The organism is Ruegeria sp. CI8 (assembly GCF_056536865.1).
The window spans coordinates 323,075-338,797 of sequence record NZ_JBQFQL010000001.1; the positions used below are offsets into that span (position 1 = coordinate 323,075).

17 protein-coding genes are annotated in these 15,723 nt (G+C 59.6%); 6 read left to right on the plus strand and 11 right to left on the minus strand.

Annotated elements, in window-relative coordinates; genetic code table 11:
* Positions 1–4: 4 nt before the first annotated feature.
* Both ACR0DA_RS01580 and ACR0DA_RS01585 read right to left on the minus strand, forming a co-directional pair.
* A complete protein-coding gene (locus tag ACR0DA_RS01580; protein WP_480752728.1) occupies positions 5–1,579 on the minus strand; it encodes a KpsE/RkpR family capsule polysaccharide export protein in 1,575 nt (524 codons plus the stop codon).
* Positions 1,557–2,216 carry an ABC transporter ATP-binding protein gene (locus ACR0DA_RS01585; protein ID WP_093964707.1) on the minus strand — a complete coding sequence of 220 codons (660 nt, stop codon included), beginning with the start codon at positions 2,214–2,216 and terminating at the stop codon, positions 1,557–1,559. Before ACR0DA_RS01585 ends, ACR0DA_RS01580 begins: the two co-directional genes overlap by 23 nt.
* 234 nt (positions 2,217–2,450) lie before the next feature.
* On the opposite strand from ACR0DA_RS01585, the gene ACR0DA_RS01590 reads away from it, so the two are divergent.
* Both ACR0DA_RS01590 and ACR0DA_RS01595 read left to right on the plus strand, forming a co-directional pair.
* Entirely contained in the window at positions 2,451–3,038 is a 588-nt protein-coding gene (locus ACR0DA_RS01590; RefSeq protein WP_170364750.1) for a uracil-DNA glycosylase family protein, read from the plus strand.
* Positions 3,031–3,819 carry an SseB family protein gene (locus tag ACR0DA_RS01595; RefSeq protein ID WP_480752730.1) on the plus strand — a complete coding sequence of 263 codons (789 nt, stop codon included), beginning with the start codon at positions 3,031–3,033 and terminating at the stop codon, positions 3,817–3,819. Before ACR0DA_RS01590 ends, ACR0DA_RS01595 begins: the two co-directional genes overlap by 8 nt.
* A gap of 52 nt (positions 3,820–3,871) precedes the next feature.
* Here ACR0DA_RS01595 and yghU read toward each other — a convergent pair whose 3' ends face one another.
* Entirely contained in the window at positions 3,872–4,750 is an 879-nt protein-coding gene (yghU, locus tag ACR0DA_RS01600) for a glutathione-dependent disulfide-bond oxidoreductase (RefSeq protein WP_170357176.1), read from the minus strand.
* Positions 4,751–4,991: 241 nt separating this feature from the next.
* Between yghU and ACR0DA_RS01605 the strand changes: the two genes are divergently transcribed.
* Entirely contained in the window at positions 4,992–5,510 is a 519-nt protein-coding gene (locus ACR0DA_RS01605; protein ID WP_170340669.1) for a YHS domain-containing (seleno)protein, read from the plus strand.
* A 56-nt stretch (positions 5,511–5,566) separates the two neighbouring features.
* Here ACR0DA_RS01605 and ACR0DA_RS01610 read toward each other — a convergent pair whose 3' ends face one another.
* Both ACR0DA_RS01610 and metF read right to left on the minus strand, forming a co-directional pair.
* Complete coding sequence (locus tag ACR0DA_RS01610; protein ID WP_170357177.1) at positions 5,567–6,220, minus strand: J domain-containing protein; 654 nt, start codon at positions 6,218–6,220, stop codon at positions 5,567–5,569.
* A 181-nt stretch (positions 6,221–6,401) separates the two neighbouring features.
* The gene (gene metF / locus ACR0DA_RS01615) at positions 6,402–7,268 is read right to left on the minus strand and encodes a methylenetetrahydrofolate reductase [NAD(P)H] (RefSeq protein WP_170357178.1); all 867 of its coding nucleotides are present in this window, start codon (positions 7,266–7,268) and stop codon (positions 6,402–6,404) included.
* 94 nt (positions 7,269–7,362) lie between these two features.
* Between metF and ACR0DA_RS01620 the strand changes: the two genes are divergently transcribed.
* Both ACR0DA_RS01620 and ACR0DA_RS01625 read left to right on the plus strand, forming a co-directional pair.
* Entirely contained in the window at positions 7,363–8,268 is a 906-nt protein-coding gene (locus ACR0DA_RS01620) for a LysR family transcriptional regulator (RefSeq protein ID WP_480752732.1), read from the plus strand.
* 108 nt (positions 8,269–8,376) lie between these two features.
* Positions 8,377–9,162 (plus strand): inositol monophosphatase family protein, encoded by a 786-nt coding sequence (locus ACR0DA_RS01625; RefSeq protein WP_170404728.1) that lies wholly within the window; start codon positions 8,377–8,379, stop codon positions 9,160–9,162.
* A gap of 76 nt (positions 9,163–9,238) precedes the next feature.
* Here ACR0DA_RS01625 and bhcD read toward each other — a convergent pair whose 3' ends face one another.
* The 4 genes from bhcD to bhcA are packed head-to-tail and all read right to left on the minus strand — an operon-like array spanning position 9,239 to position 13,587.
* A complete protein-coding gene (gene bhcD / locus ACR0DA_RS01630) occupies positions 9,239–10,225 on the minus strand; it encodes an iminosuccinate reductase BhcD (RefSeq protein WP_217354726.1) in 987 nt (328 codons plus the stop codon).
* 14 nt (positions 10,226–10,239) lie between these two features.
* Positions 10,240–11,403 (minus strand): 3-hydroxy-D-aspartate aldolase BhcC, encoded by a 1,164-nt coding sequence (gene bhcC, locus ACR0DA_RS01635; RefSeq protein WP_480752734.1) that lies wholly within the window; start codon positions 11,401–11,403, stop codon positions 10,240–10,242.
* Positions 11,400–12,386, minus strand: a complete 987-nt coding sequence (bhcB, locus tag ACR0DA_RS01640; RefSeq protein WP_480752735.1) for a beta-hydroxyaspartate dehydratase BhcB — start codon at positions 12,384–12,386, stop codon at positions 11,400–11,402. The genes bhcC and bhcB overlap by 4 nt, the downstream gene beginning before the upstream one ends.
* Before the next feature lie 10 nt (positions 12,387–12,396).
* Positions 12,397–13,587, minus strand: a complete 1,191-nt coding sequence (bhcA, locus tag ACR0DA_RS01645; protein ID WP_480752736.1) for an L-aspartate--glyoxylate aminotransferase BhcA — start codon at positions 13,585–13,587, stop codon at positions 12,397–12,399.
* 196 nt (positions 13,588–13,783) lie between these two features.
* On the opposite strand from bhcA, the gene ACR0DA_RS01650 reads away from it, so the two are divergent.
* Positions 13,784–14,623: an IclR family transcriptional regulator gene (locus ACR0DA_RS01650; protein ID WP_170598683.1), complete on the plus strand. Its 840-nt coding sequence runs from the start codon at positions 13,784–13,786 to the stop codon at positions 14,621–14,623.
* Here ACR0DA_RS01650 and ACR0DA_RS01655 read toward each other — a convergent pair.
* Together ACR0DA_RS01655 and ACR0DA_RS01660 are read right to left on the minus strand one after the other, a co-directional pair.
* The gene (locus tag ACR0DA_RS01655; RefSeq protein ID WP_170598680.1) at positions 14,599–14,970 is read right to left on the minus strand and encodes a GFA family protein; all 372 of its coding nucleotides are present in this window, start codon (positions 14,968–14,970) and stop codon (positions 14,599–14,601) included. The genes ACR0DA_RS01650 and ACR0DA_RS01655 overlap by 25 nt on opposite strands.
* Positions 14,967–15,710, minus strand: a complete 744-nt coding sequence (locus tag ACR0DA_RS01660; protein ID WP_480752737.1) for a rhomboid family intramembrane serine protease — start codon at positions 15,708–15,710, stop codon at positions 14,967–14,969. Before ACR0DA_RS01660 ends, ACR0DA_RS01655 begins: the two co-directional genes overlap by 4 nt.
* Positions 15,711–15,723 lie beyond the last annotated feature (13 nt).

Consider the following 15,723-nt stretch of genomic DNA (forward strand, 5'->3'; position numbering starts at 1 on the left):
AGCTCTACGAGGATACCTGTTCACGAAGGACTGACGTAGTCAGCGAAATCATCAGGTAGATACCAGCAAACAACAGGAAAGCCAAAATCGTATTTTCGAACTTTCGCGGATAGGTGGGCTCCTGACTGGCGACCGGGTTCACGGAAACGGTGAGGTATCGAACCTTGCGGTTGGCCTCGGTCCGGGCGGTTTCCATTTGCTGCATGGCCGATTGCAGCATCATGTCCCGTGCGGCCAGATCGGCCTGTGCCATCTGGATCCGAACGCTCAACCGCGCCAGCGAGTTTTCGCCTGCGGAGGCGTCCAGCATCTCGGCATTGAGCTCTTCGAGCACGGCCTCAAGCCGGTTGATATCGGCTTGGACACCGTCGACCTTGGCTTTGTTCGGCCGAAGGTTGTCCAGCAACGCCGCCAGTTCCAATTCCTTGTCTTGAAGCTGTATCTCGATCTCGTTGATGCGGGCGCGCAGCCCGGCAATCACGTTTTCGGGGTCCAGCACGGCACCCTGCAACTGCAGTTCGATCAGCGCTTCCTGGGCTTTGCGCCGTTCTTCCTGAGCGTCCTCGAAGGACTGCAGAGCGTCCCGCATCTGATCTTCGCGCTTCAGCTCGGTGAGGCCGTTGATCTTTTCTTCGGCGTAGGAGATCAGCAGATTTGACAGGTCGACGGCAGTGTCCGGGTCGGGTGCTGCAACCTCCATCCGGATGATGCCGTCGCTGGGGTCATAGCCGATTGTGACCATTCGCTTGTACAGTTTGAACGCCTCTTCCAGCGTGGCGTCCTGAGGCAGTCTTTGAATCGGATCTATCCAGTCCTGCTTGAAAATCTCGGCAAAACCAGTGTCCCGTTCCAGACGGTTGAGCGCATCCTTGGATTCAAGGAACTCCTGGGTCGCGACCGAGTCCTGCGTGGTTGCGTATTGCGTCCCGGCCAAAAGCCCGCCGATCTCACCAGCGCCACCATCTGCCTGTAGAATGGAAAACGCGGACTCGCTGGCGTACATCGGAGTGGCTATGCGATAGAAGTAATAGCCGACAATGATCGTGGGCAGCAGAACAAAGGCGAATAGGCGGGCAAACAGACCAAACAGCTTTCGTCTGCGCCGACGGGCGATGTCCTTCTGAATTTGGCCGATTTCGAATTCACGCCGCTGTGCCGGGCTCCATTCGGGGCCGGGAAGGGTCTGTTGCTTTTCTTTCACCGCTTGCGGCAGCTGGATCGTGACCTTGTCTTTTGGCTGGTCTTCCGCATCCGCGGTATCGGAAGAACCCGCCGCAAAATCCAGAAGATTGGAGCGCGGAAACGGATCGATCCCCTTTTTTCGTAGCAGACGCACGGCATCGTAGTCCGACGTCGCAGCCAGACCGTGTTTCTGCGCCATGCGTCGGGCTATGCGCAGCTGACGACCGGTCAACCCTTCTTTCTTGATGGCATCCAGCTCGGTTCCCGCAGGGGCTTCCTCGGCCGGCTGGGTTGCTTTGCGGATGCGCGAAATCGCCTCGGCACGCGCCTCGTCCGTGCCTTCGGACTGCGAGGCATGGCTCGGGTCGTATTTTTTAACCTTGGGTTTGGTAGTCATATAGCTGCGTCGCCTCTTCCAAGGAGTCAAACATATGAAGCTGCCCATCCACAAGCACGGCGGCCTGGCGGGCGAATTTTTCGAGGGTTTTGGGATTGTGTGACACAATCACCAAAGTCGTGGTTCGCAAGCGTTCCTGCAGGATTGAACCCGCTTTTTTGTTGAATTCGACATCGGTGGTGGCAGGCATACCTTCGTCGATCAGGTACATGTCGAAATCCAGGGCCAGCATCAACGAAAAGGTGAAACGGGCGCGCATGCCGGCTGAGTATGTCGCCAAGGGTTGGTTGAAATACTCGCCCAAGTCGCACATCCAGCTGCAGTAAGCCTCGACATAGTCGGGGTCCATTCCATAAATCTTGGCGATGTAACGGGCATTCTCGAGCGCGGACATCTTCTTGGAAACGCCGCCGGCAAAGCCCATGGGGAAAGACACCCGACACTCTCGGCGGATCACGCCTTCGTCGGGTTTTTCTAGGCCGGCCATCATGTTGATAAGCGTGGTTTTTCCGGTGCCGTTCGGGGCCAGAACGCCAAGTGATTTTCCCAGCTCGACCCGGAACGAGACCCTGTCCAGGATCACCTTGCGGCGAGTCCCGGTCCAGAAGGACTTGCTGACATTCTCGAACTCAAGCATTCACGGCCTGCTCATATTTTTGCTTTGGGTGCGGCCACCGGTGCTTGGCTGACGGCCGGGTGTTCTACCGCTCCATGTTGGCCACATTATGTCGAAATATGAAACAAATGTTCAATGCGCGTTCGAAACGCCTGGCCACAATTGTGGGGCACAGAGCCGACAACTGGATCGGTTTGCGGGAACGACTATGATCCATCCCAGGATTGCAACAAGCGCCAAAGGGCAGGAGATCAGGTGAAGCCACTTGCGGAAGAAATCAGATCGTGCCGGTTGTGCGCCGACCGCTTCGCTGCGACTGCGACCGCGCATCAGCCGCGCCCGGTGGTGTGGTTCCGCCCCGGTGCGCGCATCCTGATCGCAGGGCAAGCTCCCGGGGCACGGGTCCATGAGAGCGGCCGACCGTTCACCGACCCCTCAGGCGATCGGCTGCGGGATTGGCTGGGGTTGGAGGAAGGGCAATTCTACGATCAGGCGCGGGTTTCGATCGTTCCGATGGCGTTTTGTTTTCCGGGGTACGATGCGCGAAAGGCGGACTTGCCGCCGCCGGCGATCTGCAAGAAGACTTGGCATCACAGGGTGATGAGTGAACTTGGCGATGTTCCGTTGACCATCCTTGTCGGTGGCCACGCGCATCATTTCCATCTGGGCGCACAAACTTCGGTGACCGATACGGTGCGCAATTGGCAACAGCATGCGCCGCGGGTATTTGCCTTGCCTCATCCGTCATGGCGCAATACGGCATGGCTGAAGAAAAATCCCTGGTTCGAAACGGACCTGCTGCCGGTGCTGCGTGCCCGGGTCAAAGAGGTGATGGATGACTGACACGACCGCGTTGGACACTGCGCATGCCCAGATGGAGGCCGACCCTCAGAACGATGCCGCGCGGCTGAGGTTTTTCGAACGGCTCGCGGACAACGAACTGTTTCTGTTGCTGACCGAAGAGGCGCGAGACGAAAACATCTCGCCCGAGCTGTTTGACGTTGCTGATGGCCGTTTTGTGCTGGCCTTTGACCGCGAAGACCGACTGGCGCAGTTTGCGGGCCGTCCTGCCCCTTATGCCGCTCTGTCCGGACGTGTTCTGGCGGGGATGCTTGCAGGGCAGGGCATCGGGTTGGGGCTGAACCTCGAGGTGGCGCCGTCGTCGATGCTCGTCCCTGCCGAAGCGTTGGCCTGGCTTGCTGAAACCCTCAGCCATGCTCCGCAAGAAGTGCAATCCCGTCTGACGGAGTTCCTTCCGCCCGCGGGGTTGCCCGACATTTTGCTGACGGCGCTGGACACCAAACTGGCCACAGCTTCAGGTCTGGCCTCCGCCGCATATCTCGCCGGAACCCGCGCCGAGGGCGGCGGGCAGGGTCATCTTCTTGGTTTCGTGGACGCGGTGCCCGGTGCCCAGACGGCCTTGGCCAAGGCGGTGTCCGAAGCTCTGACATTCTCGGGGATTGAGGCTGGTGCCTTGGATGTCGGTTTTTTCGCGGCCAGCGATCCTGCCGCCGCAGCATTGGCGAAAGTGGGCCTGCGATTTGATATCCCCGAGCCAGTGCGCGCCTCTGGGTTCCGACCAGCGCCCGGAAGCGACCCGGACAGTCCCCCGATCTTGAAGTGAAATCGAGGCTTCGGCGCAGGGATGATTTGCTCCCTGCGCCAAATGAACAGAGTTATTCGGCCGCTGTTTCCAGCTTGTCCTGCGTACGGGTTTCGAAGTCGCTTGCGTCATGCCGTTCGCGCAGTTGGGTGTGCAACTCTCCGAATGCGCGGTTGACCATGCGGCCCCGCTTCACGGCTGGCCGCGCGTCAATCTCTTGAGCCCATCGCATGACGTTCTTGTAGGACGTCACATCAAGGAACTCGGCCGCGTCGTACAAACGACCCAGAACCAGTTGCCCATACCACGGCCAGATTGCCATATCAGCGATCGAGTAGTCTTCGCCGGCGATAAAGGTTTTGTCGGCAAGCTCGCGGTCCAGAACATCCAGCTGGCGTTTGGTTTCCATCGCAAAGCGGTTGATCGGGTATTCCCATTTCTCTGGCGCATAAGCGTAGAAATGCCCGAACCCACCACCCAGATAAGGCGCGCTGCCCATCTGCCAGAAAAGCCAGTTCATCACTTCGGTGCGCTCGGGACCGGCTTCGGGCAGGAATGCACCGAATTTTTCGGCCAGATGTACAAGGATGGAGCCGCTTTCGAACACCCGCATCGGCGTTTCGCCCGATCGGTCCATCAGAGCGGGGATTTTCGAGTTCGGGTTGATCGCGACAAAATCCGAGCCGAACTGATCGCCGTCACCGATATTGATCAGCCATGCATCATATTCCGCGCCCGCGTGACCCAGGGCCAAAAGCTCTTCCAGCATGACCGTCACTTTCACCCCGTTTGGCGTTGCAAGCGAATACAACTGCAAGGGATGATTGCCGACGGGCAATTCCCTGTCATGGGTCGCCCCTGCGATGGGGCGGTTGATATTCGCGAAACGCCCTCCGCTTTCACTATCCCATGTCCAGACTTTTGGTGGGGTGTATGTGGTGGTGTCGCTCATCTTCTGCCTTTCGTCCCAGAGCCGAGCCGCGCCCGGCCCGACAAGAGTTAGTGTTGCAGAACAAGAACGCCAACCCCCGACGTGGCGGCTGTTCTGTAACAATTGCGGCAAGACTGCTCACGTTTGCTCGTCAATGGTCACAGCGGCGTTAACGGGTCTTCGCCGACGAAGGGAATTGCTTATTGTCTCTGCAGACAGCCACTCTGGCCCTGCAACCCGTCAAGACACGAGGACATGAAACATGAACAGATTTGCTCTGACCTTTGCTGCTGCAATGGCGTTGGCCGTGCCCGCCTTTGCCGGCCCGCAATATGTCGATGGGACCGGCTTCGCCGTGTCCGGATATGATGTGGTGGCCTACCGTGGGCTTGCTCAATCACCGATCGGACAGTCGCAGCCCGAAGGCGTGCGCGGACGGTCGGACATCACTGCGGAATACAACGGGGCGACCTGGGCTTTTGCGAGCGAAGAAAACCGCGCGAAGTTCCTTGAAAACCCTGCGTTCTATGCGCCGCAATATGATGGCCATTGCGCCTATGGCGTGTCCAAGGGTGGCAAGGTTCCCGGCAACCCCAACCTGTGGCGGATCGTTGACGACAAGCTGTATCTGAACATCACCGATGTCGTGGTCGGTTTCTGGGAGGAAGACGTCCCGGGCAACATCAACCTTGCTGAGGGGAACTGGCCGGGGCTCGAAGGCAATGACGCTTCGACTAACGTGATCCCGAAATTCACGTCCGAAGGCCCGATCGCGAACTGACGTTACGCGCGTTGCAGGCCCGGCAGATCCGCCGGGCCTTTTTCAATTTTGGGTCTTCAACAAGCCTGCCAGAACTGTTCCCGAGTGGCCTGATCCGCCTCAAACCGGATCCGGACGCTGCGCGCGCCGGGAAACTTGCGTTCTCGAATGGTGTCGGGAACAACGACCTCGCCCGCTCCGCCATTCTTGGCCTGGAAGGACAGTATCTCGGTTTCGACCGTCCGAAAGCCGGCAAGAACGGATGTCGGCAGGGCAACGCGGTTTTCACCTTCGCAAACCGGCGTCGCAACGAAATAGGTCAGGTCGCGGCCATAGCATCCGATCGCCTCTGGTACATGGTCCGAATTGCGCGCCGATTGCGGGCAATCTTCCGTGCTGGTCTCGCCAAAGGATAGGGCGCGACTTGGATCGAGCAGCTTCAGGCAGGCGGAAATGTCCTTCTCGTCCAGCTCGATGATACGCTTTCTGAGTTTCGGGCGTCGTGGTTGGGCCGGGCCGGCGCCTTTTCCTGCCAACCCGTTTTTGCGGAGATAGTCATAGGCCGACTTCGCCCGCGCAAACTGATTGCAGTCGCCGCCTGTATGGTCGGGATGTGCATGAAAGGCGATGTCGCGCCACGCATTCCGGATGTCCGATGCGGTGGCGGTCTGATCAAGGCCCAAGACGTGCAGTGCTTCTACGCGAGCCTGAATTTTCTCGACTGGCTCCATACCAAAATCACTCGATAAAACAACTGGCACCTATTTTCCGGAGCCTTGAGTTTCTGTCAAATTATCCAGTGAATTGGTGGGCTTGGCGGGGACAGTGCGCCGTTGCAGGGGGAATTGTTCGCGCCTTGCAACAGGCCGCAGGGGGCAATCCCCCTTTGGTCTGTGCAAATGCAAGGAACAGTCAGGCGACGTTTTGCAGATCGGCCTTGGGCGTGATCCCAAGGGCAAAACACACATCGCGGGTCAGTTCGGGGCGGTTCAGCGTATAAAAATGTAGCTTGTCCACGCCTTCGTCGATCAGGTCCGAACACAGCTCGGTGCACAGCGCGGTGGCCAACAGATCGTGACGGTTGTCACGGATTGCTTTGTCAAAGGCCTGATCGACCCAGTCCGGCACCTGCGCGCCACAGCGTTTGGCAAAGTTCTTGGCACCGGCCCAGTTCTCGATTGGCAGGATGCCCGGCACGATCGGCTTGTCGATCCCGGCCTTGGCGCAGGCATCGCGAAAGCGCAAAAAGGTTTCGGCCTCGAAGAAGAATTGCGTCAAAGCCTCGTCTGCGCCGGCGTCCAACTTGGCTTTCAACCAGTCGATGTCAGCCTGTGCATGTGGCGCTTCGGGGTGAATGTCGGGATAGGCACCGACGCGGATGGTGAAACTGCCGGTTTCCGCCAGTGCTGCGATCAATTCGACCGAGTGGGCGAACCCATCGGGATGCGGGACGAACTGATCCTGCCCCTTGGGTGGGTCGCCGCGCAACGCAACGATGTCAGTGACGCCGGCCGCGGCAAAGCTGTCGGCTATGGCCAAGGTCTCGCTGCGTGAAGCGTCGACACATGTAAGATGGGCCGCGACTTTCAATCCCGAGGATTTGTGCAACGTCGCCACCGCATCGCGGGTCAATTCACGGGTGGTGCCCCCCGCTCCATATGTGACCGAGACAAAACGGGGTGCCAGTGGCGCCAGTGTCTGGACCGTATCCCACAGGCGAAACGACGCTTCGAGCGTCTGAGGCGGAAAGAATTCGAAGGAAATCTCGGGCTGGGTCATGGCAGTCTCGCAGGTTGTGTTGCGGCTCTTGTGCCATGGAGTTCTTTGTGAGACAAACTCATATTATTCAAGAACAACATGAACGACGCGAAAGATGCATATCGAATTTCGACACCTGCGCACGATCAAAGCCATCCATGACTGTGGTGGGTTGGCCCGTGCGGCGGATCAACTGAACATCACGCAGTCCGCGCTCAGCCATCAGATCAAAGGGCTGGAGGATCAGGCCGGCGTCGAACTGTTCCTGCGCCGGTCGAAACCGATGAAGCTGTCGGCCGCTGGGCTGCGCCTTCTACGTCTGGCCGAGCAGATTCTGCCGCAGGTCGAAGCGATGCAGGAGGAGTTTTCCTCGCTGCGCGACGGGCGCACGGGGCGGATGCACATCGCGATCGAATGCCACGCCTGTTTCGAGTGGCTGTTCCCGGTGCTCGAGGCCTTCCGCAAGTCTTGGCCGGATGTGGATGTCGATATCCGGCCGGGTCTGGCCTTTTATGCGCTGCCCGCGCTGCAGAAGGAAGAGGTTGATCTGGTCGTCTCCTCGGATCCCGAAGACCTGCCGGGCGTCGAATTCATCGAACTGTTCGACTACAACCCCGTTTTCGTTGCGGCCTCGACCCATCCGTTGGCAGAAAAACCGTATATTGAGGCCGAGGATTTTCGCGGTCAAACGCTGATCACCTATCCGGTCGAACGCACGAGGCTTGATATCTTCAGCCAGCTTCTCATCCCGGCCCGCGTTGAGCCTGCTGCGATCCGGCAAGTCGAGTTGACCGCCGTGATCCTGCTGCTTGTGGCGTCAAACCGTGGAATATCCGTTCTGCCCGACTGGGTGGTGCGCGAGGTCAAGTACAACTCGGACTATGTGACCCGCCCGCTGACCAAGGATGGCATCACGCGTCGGCTGTATGCCGCGGTGCGTACCGAGGACATGGAAAAACCCTTTGTGCAGGAATTGGTCAAGCTGGCCAGCCTAGAGGCGCGCAAGCTGCAGCAGCAATAAGGTTTTGGCCACGCGGGAAACGGCATGCTGCTATGCGCATCATTCCTCTTGGCAAGGGGGCGTTGCGCCAGTATACGCGCGGTTTGACCGGACAGGAGCCTCGGAACTATGGTTGGCAGTGCAAATCTCAACATCATGATCAAGGCCGCGCGCAAAGCGGGCCGATCGCTGGTAAAAGACTTTCGCGAAGTCGAGAACCTGCAGGTGTCGATGAAGGGCGCGGGCGATTTCGTCTCGAAGGCCGACATTGCAGCCGAGAACATTCTGAAAGAAGAACTGCTGGGCGCGCGACCCACCTACGGTTGGCTGGCTGAAGAAGGTGGTGTGATCGAGGGCGAAGACCCGACCCGGCGTTGGATCGTTGATCCTTTGGACGGGACGACCAATTTCCTGCACGGCCTGCCACATTGGGCGGTTTCGATCGCACTTGAACACAAGGGCAAGATCGTCGCGGGCGTCATCTACGATCCCGCGAAGGACGAAATGTTCTTTGCCGAAAAGGGCGAGGGTGCCTGGATGAACGACATGCGTATCCGCGTGTCGAGCCGCAGCCGGATGATCGAATCGATCTTCTCGACCGGTTTGCCGTTTGGTGGCCGCTCGGACCTGCCGGCCACGTTGCAGGACCTGGCCCGTCTGATGCCCGCCTGCGCGGGTGTGCGCCGCTGGGGTGCAGCTGCGCTGGATATGGCCTATGTTGCCGCTGGCCGCTACGAAGGCTTCTGGGAGCGTCGCCTGAATGCCTGGGATCTGGCCGCCGGCATCATCATCGTGAAAGAAGCGGGTGGGTTCGTTCAACCGTTGAACCCCGAAAGCAGCATTCTGTCTGACGGGGAAGTCATCTGCGCCAACGAACCGATTTTCGACCAGTTCGCCAAGGTGATCCGCGGCTGATCCGCCTATACGGCGGCTGGAAACGACCAGAACCAATTTCTAAGTTCGCGCGGCCGAATTGGCCGGGCGTTTTGTTTCAAAGCCGTACAGTACCCGCCAAGCCTGCCTCAGAGGCCAGCCGCGCAGCCACGGACGCCACGGCCAGGTCCTGCAACCCGACCCCGGTCCCATCGAACAGGGTGATCTGGTCAGCCTTTGTTCGGCCGGGATGATCGCCATTGATCACCGCTCCAATCGGCGTGATGGCGTCAGGATCCAGCGTGCCGGAAGCCACGGCATGTTGCGCCTCACCGATGGTGACGGACTGGGCAACCTCGTCGGTGAAGACCTGAGCCGAAGCAACCAGTTCGGGGTCGACTTCCATCTTGCCCTTCGTGTCGGTACCCATGCAGGCCAGATGCGTTCCGGGCTTGATCCAATCGCGCATCAACAACGGTTCGAACGCCGATGTGATCGTGATGATGACGTCGGCCTGCGCCCCCAGTTCCCGCTGCGAGACGGATTCGAAATCCAGTCCGATGTCCTGCGCGACGGCGGCCAGTTTCGGAAGCATTTCGGGATGGGGATTCCATGCCACCACCTTTTCGAAGTCGCGTTGCTCGGCGGCGGCGCGCAACTGAAAGGCCGATTGATGGCCCGCGCCGACCATGCCAAGCACCTTGGCGTCCCTGCGGGCCAGGTGCGCGATCGACACTGCCGAGGACGCAGCCGTGCGGATAGCCGTAAGATAGTTTCCACCGACCAGCGCGGAAGGTTGCCCGGTATCGGGATCGAACAGGATGACGGTGGATTGGTGGTTGGTCAGCCCGCGATTGGAGTTTCCCGGCCAATAGCCACCAGATTTGACACCCAGAACCAAGCCTTCGGCGTCAAAGCCGGATTTGAACCCATATACGGCGCCGGCATGACCCAGCCCTTCGCGGATGACGGGGAAGTTGCGCGCTCCGCCTCGTGCCATCGCTGAGAACACGTCTTGGATTGCGTCAAACGCCAGCTTGCGGTTGACCAGCTGCTTGCATAGGTCTTCGCCAACGATCTGTATCAGATTGGTTTCAGCGTTCATCTCGTCCCTCATGATCAAAACGCCTTGCCGCGAGCAGAGACCGGCCACAGGGTCTCGACCCTTCCGTTGCGCACGCCGACATACCAGTCGTGCACGTTGCAGGTCGGATCGCAGTGCCCGGGGACCAGACGCAACTTGTCGTTCACCCGCAACACGCCGTTGGGGTCGCCGATCACACCGTGTTCGTCCGAACATTTCAGGTATTCGACATCATCGCGGCCAAAAATCACCGGCAAACCGCTGTCTATCGACTGTGCCTTGAGCCCTGCGTCGCAGATCGCCTTTTCCGGTTTGGCGTGGCTCATGACACTGGTGAGTATGAACAAGGCGTTTTCCCATTCGCCCTGATCGATCCTTTGGCCATTCCGGTCCAGAATCCGCCCATAGTCGGCATCCATGAACGCGTAGGACCCGCACTGCAATTCGTTGTAAACGCCCGAATTGCTTTCGAAGTAATAGGATCCCGTCCCGCCGCCCGAGACCAGTTCGCACTCAATCCCGTCCGCTTTCAACCCGTCGACGGCGTCCCGCACCATGGCGATTGCTGCATCCAGTTTTTCTTTTCGCGCGTCATAGCTGTCGAGATGTTGCATCGCGCCCTGATAGGCTTGAAGGCCGGTGAACTTCAGGTTCGGTGCCGCCTCGACCGCGCGGGCAATGGTTATGACGTCAGCCGTACTGGTCACCCCACAGCGCCCCGCGCCGCAGTCGATCTCGACCAGGATCTCCAGCTGCGTTCCGTGGGTCTGCGCCGCAGAGGACAGCTCGGGCACATTCTCAATGTCGTCAACGCAGACCAGCGTTCGCGCGCCCAGCTTCGGCAGCCGAGCCAAGCGATCAATTTTGGCCGGATCGCGCACCTGGTTGGACACAAGGATATCCTTGATCCCGCCGCGCGCAAAAACCTCGGCCTCCGAGACCTTTTGACAGCACACGCCAACTGCGCCACCCAGTTTTTCCTGCAGGCGCGCGACGTCCACAGACTTGTGCATCTTGCCATGCACCCGATGGCGCATACCATGCGCTTTGGCGTAGTCGCCCATTTTTCGGATGTTCCGCTCCAGCGCGTCGAGGTCCAGTATCAGGCAAGGAGTCTGGATATCGCTTTCATCCATGCCGATTGCTGCGGGGATGTCGAAGCCGACGTCCAATTGATCGATGTTCACGGGTTTGTTCATCCTTCTCCTCCTTGCCCGGCCAGCCAGGGCAGCTTGTCCAAATCCACATTGCCGCCGGTCAGGATCACGCCGACGCGTTTGCCTCGAAAAACCTCGGGGTTGTTGAGAATGGTTGCCAACGGAACGGCCGACGATGGCTCAATCACCAGCCGCAGGTGTTTCCAGGCCAGTTTCATGGCCGCCACGATTTCGTCTTCGGAGGCCGTGAAGATGTCGGCAACGTTCCGCGACACGAAGTGCCAGGTGTTTTCCTTGAGCGGAACCAGAAGGCCATCGGCCACCGTCTTGGGTGCGTCGTCGGCGATGATCCAACCAGCTTTGAAAGAACGGTATGCGTCATCAGCCTGCTGAGGTTCCGCGGCATAGATCGCGGTGTCAGGGGCCAGATTCGATACTGTCAGGCACGTGCCCGAAACCATACCGCCGCCGCCGATCGGAGCGATAACGGCATCAAGCCCACCTGTTTGTTCCAGCATCTCGGCCGAGCATGTGGCCTGTCCTGCTATGACACGCGGATCGTTGTAGGGGTGTACGAATTCGCCACCCGTTTTGGCCTGCACCTGGGCAAAGGTCGCTTCGCGCGATGATGTCGATGGCTCACATTCGGTGATCGTGCCGCCAAACCTGCGGACCGCGTCCTTTTTGGCCTGAGGTGCGGTGCGTGGCATGACGACGTTGCAGGGAATGCCCCGCCGACCGGCAGCATATGACAGGGACAGTGCATGGTTCCCGCTGGAGTGGGTGCAGACGCCGTTGCCGGCGATCTCGTCGGGCAATCCGAATACCGCATTGCAGGCGCCGCGAACCTTGAAGGCTCCGGCCTCTTGCAGGTTCTCGCACTTGAAAAAGAGCCGTGCGCCGGTTTGTGCGTTCAGATACTCCGACGACAGGACGGGTGTACGCCGGATATGTGGTTTGATCCGTTCATGCGCTGCGCGCATGTCGTCGATCGTCAGATCTGCAGCCGAAAGCGTGTCCAACATACCGATCTCCTCAAGCCGCAGCGCGCGAGCGGTTGGTGCCGTTTGCACGGAAGTATTCCTGCGCTGCCGCCACGCCGCTGCCCAGTTGTATCGGGTAGTTCAGATCGGCCATCGCCATCTCGATCGTGGCGAGGCCGGACAGAACCATGACGTCCGTCAGGCTGCCCAGGTGACCGATGCGAAACGCCTTGCCGTTCAATTGGCCCAGGCCGATCCCGAAGGACACTCCATAGGTGTCATAGGTATGGTTAGTCAGGACATTGCTGTCGAACCCATCGGGCACATAGACTGCGCTGACAGTGTCCGAGTAGAGGTCCGGCGATTGAGCGACCAGGCTCAATCCCCACGCGTCGACGGCCCGACGCACGCCTTCAGCCAGACGGAAGTGACGGGCGTAGACGTTGTCCAGGCCTTCGTCAAATAGAATGGACAGGCTTTCCTGCAGTCCGCAGATCAGTTGCAGCGGCGGCGTGTAAGGAAACCCGCCCGAGGCATTGGCGTCCAACATGTCCCGAAAGTCGAAATAGGTGCGGGGCAGCCGCGCACCATCCATCGCTGCCAGCGCTTTGGGGCTGACGCACAGGATTGCCATTCCAGCGGCCAGCATGAACCCCTTTTGCGACCCCGAAACCGCAATATCGACGCCCCAGCCATCGAATTCGAACGGCATCGAGGCCAGCGAACTGACGCAATCGACCATCAGCAGGGCAGGGTGCGCCGAGGCATCCATCGCCGATCGGACCGACAGGATATCCGAGCGCACGCCGGTGGCCGTTTCATTATGCGTCACCAGAACCGCCCGGATGTCGTGGTTCCGGTCGTCGGCGAGGATCGACTGAAACCGATCGGCAGGTGCCCCGCTGCCCCATGGGCAATCGATGACTTGCACGTCCAGCCCATGCCGTTGGCAAAGGTCGATCCAGCGATGGCTGAATACGCCATGGCGGGCCACAAGAACCTTGTCGCCCGGGCTAAGTGTGTTGCTGATCGCAGCTTCCCACCCACCTGTGCCGCTGGATGGAAAGGTCACAATCTGACCCGTGGTCGACCGGATTACCTGCTTGAGGCCCTCGAGTACCGGCGCAAAGGCCTGAACGAAATCCGGCGCGCGGTGGTCAATGGTCTGGACCTGCATCGCGCGCAGGAGGCGATCCGGGATATTCGTCGGGCCGGGAATGAAGACCGGGTTTTGGTTTGACATCATCATGTCCTCCGCTTTGCCCCAAGTCTGTCTCCGCGTCGGCGGTGATGCAATTTTCTTGAAAAATATTTTCATTATTTCTATAAAATTCGTAACATACTATAAACGCAGGATATTCACTTTCTCATTTCGCTGAGTCTTTGTGATCAGCTGAGAAAGACAGACGGCCTTTCGGCCAAAGTGAGGGAGAATCGCCATGTCAGCCCAGAAGCGCCCGCGCGGCCGGCCCAAGTCGTTGTTCAAAGAAAGCTCGGCCGGAACCATGCAGGCGTTGGACCGTGCGCTGGGGGTTCTGACCACGGTCGCACGGCTTGAACGCACCGCGCTCAGCGACCTCGCGCGTGAGATCGACGTGCCTACTGCAACCACGCATCGCATCCTGACGACCTTGCAAAAGCATGGGTTCGTCAGCTTCAGCGAAGAACATCAGGAATGGATGATCGGAGTCGAAGCCTATCGCACAGGTGCTTCGTTTCTGCGGCACAACAGCGTTCTCGAGATCGGCCGGTCAGTTCTTAGACGCCTGATGCAGGACAGCGGAGAAACGGCGAACCTTGCAGTTCCCGACGGATCGGAAGTGGTGTTTGTCGGTCAAGTCGAGACATCGAACCCGATCCGGGCGTTCTTTCCGCCGGGCGCTCGTACGCCGATGTATGCCTCGGGAACAGGCAAAGCGATCCTGGCGGCCATGACCGAGGCATCCCGGGCCAAGGTGTTGGCGGACACCCAGCTTGTGCCTTATACGCCCAACACGTGCGCCACATTGGATACCTTGCGCGAGGATCTGACAGAAACGCGGCTGCGTGGATGGTCTTATGATCGAGAGGAGCGCCACTCGGGCATGAGCTGCATCGGAGCCGCGATCTTCAACGACAAGCAGGAGCCTTGTGCCGGAATCTCTGTCTCTGGGCCGACCGCGCGATTCAATCCGGACCGGGCACCCGAGCTTGCCGCCCACGTCGTTCAGGCTGCGCAAGAGATCACGCGGTTGAGCGGTGGTCAAAGTCCGGATCAGTCAGGCCGATCAGAGGGGTGATTGACCCCGTCGTTCCAGGGAATCGACCCGTGGGTTCTGGGGTTTGCGCCCTCGATGCAGCCAAGGTTGACGCCGCACTCCCCCGGATCCGAGCGTCTCTGGTGATAAACGTAAATCCCGCAAGTCTTGCAGAAATAGTGTTTCGCCGTGTGCGTGCCCCACGTGTAGAGGCTTAGGTTTTCGGCGCCTTCAAGAATGCGCAGGCTTTCGGTGACGGCGGTCACGGCGGCGGCCCCACGGCGGATGCAGAAGGAACAATCGCATCGGGCAGCCGTGGACAGGCCACCGGGGAGCTCGGCCTCGATCTTCACGGCGCCGCAATGGCAGGTGGCGGTCATTTGGCTCATCGGCGTGGCACTCTTGGTATACGGGACTGGCTGAACTTGTAGCGGTGTTCGGGATGTGGCGGATGCCCATGCGTACGGTTCCAATAGGCCGGCCCGCCGCGTTTCAGCCACAGCGGGATGCACAAAATCAAACCGATCACGAAGCCGCCCGTATGCGCCCAATAGGCCACACCGCCGGCGTCAGGGTTGCTGGACACGCTGCCAAGGAACTGCATGCCCAGCCAGACGCCCAGCATCACGAAGGCCGGGATGGTGAAGACCCGGAAGTAGATGATCAGAATCAGCAGGATATCGACGCGCGCCTTTGGGAACATCAGCAGGTACCCACCCATCACTGCGGCAATTGCGCCGGACGCGCCGATGGTGGGTACCAGCGACCCGGGAGCCGTAACGATATGGACCAGCCCGGCGCCGATACCCGCGACCATGTAGAACAGCAGGAAGGGCAGGTGGCCCATCTCGTCTTCCATGTTGTCGCCGAAGATCCACAGGAACAGCATGTTGCCGATCAGATGCATCCAGCCGCCATGCAGGAACATCGACGTCACCAACGTCTCGAGCGCCACGCCGTCGCTGATGCGGGCGGGGATGATCGCATAGTCGAAATAGAACCGGTTGATCAGCCGGGCATCGTCTATGATTCCGACATAGCTGAGGAAAACCAGGACATTCGCCGCGATCAGCGCATAGACGACATAGGGTGTGCGGCCCGAGGGGTTGTGGTCTCGAATTGGAAACATGGGGGGACGCTGG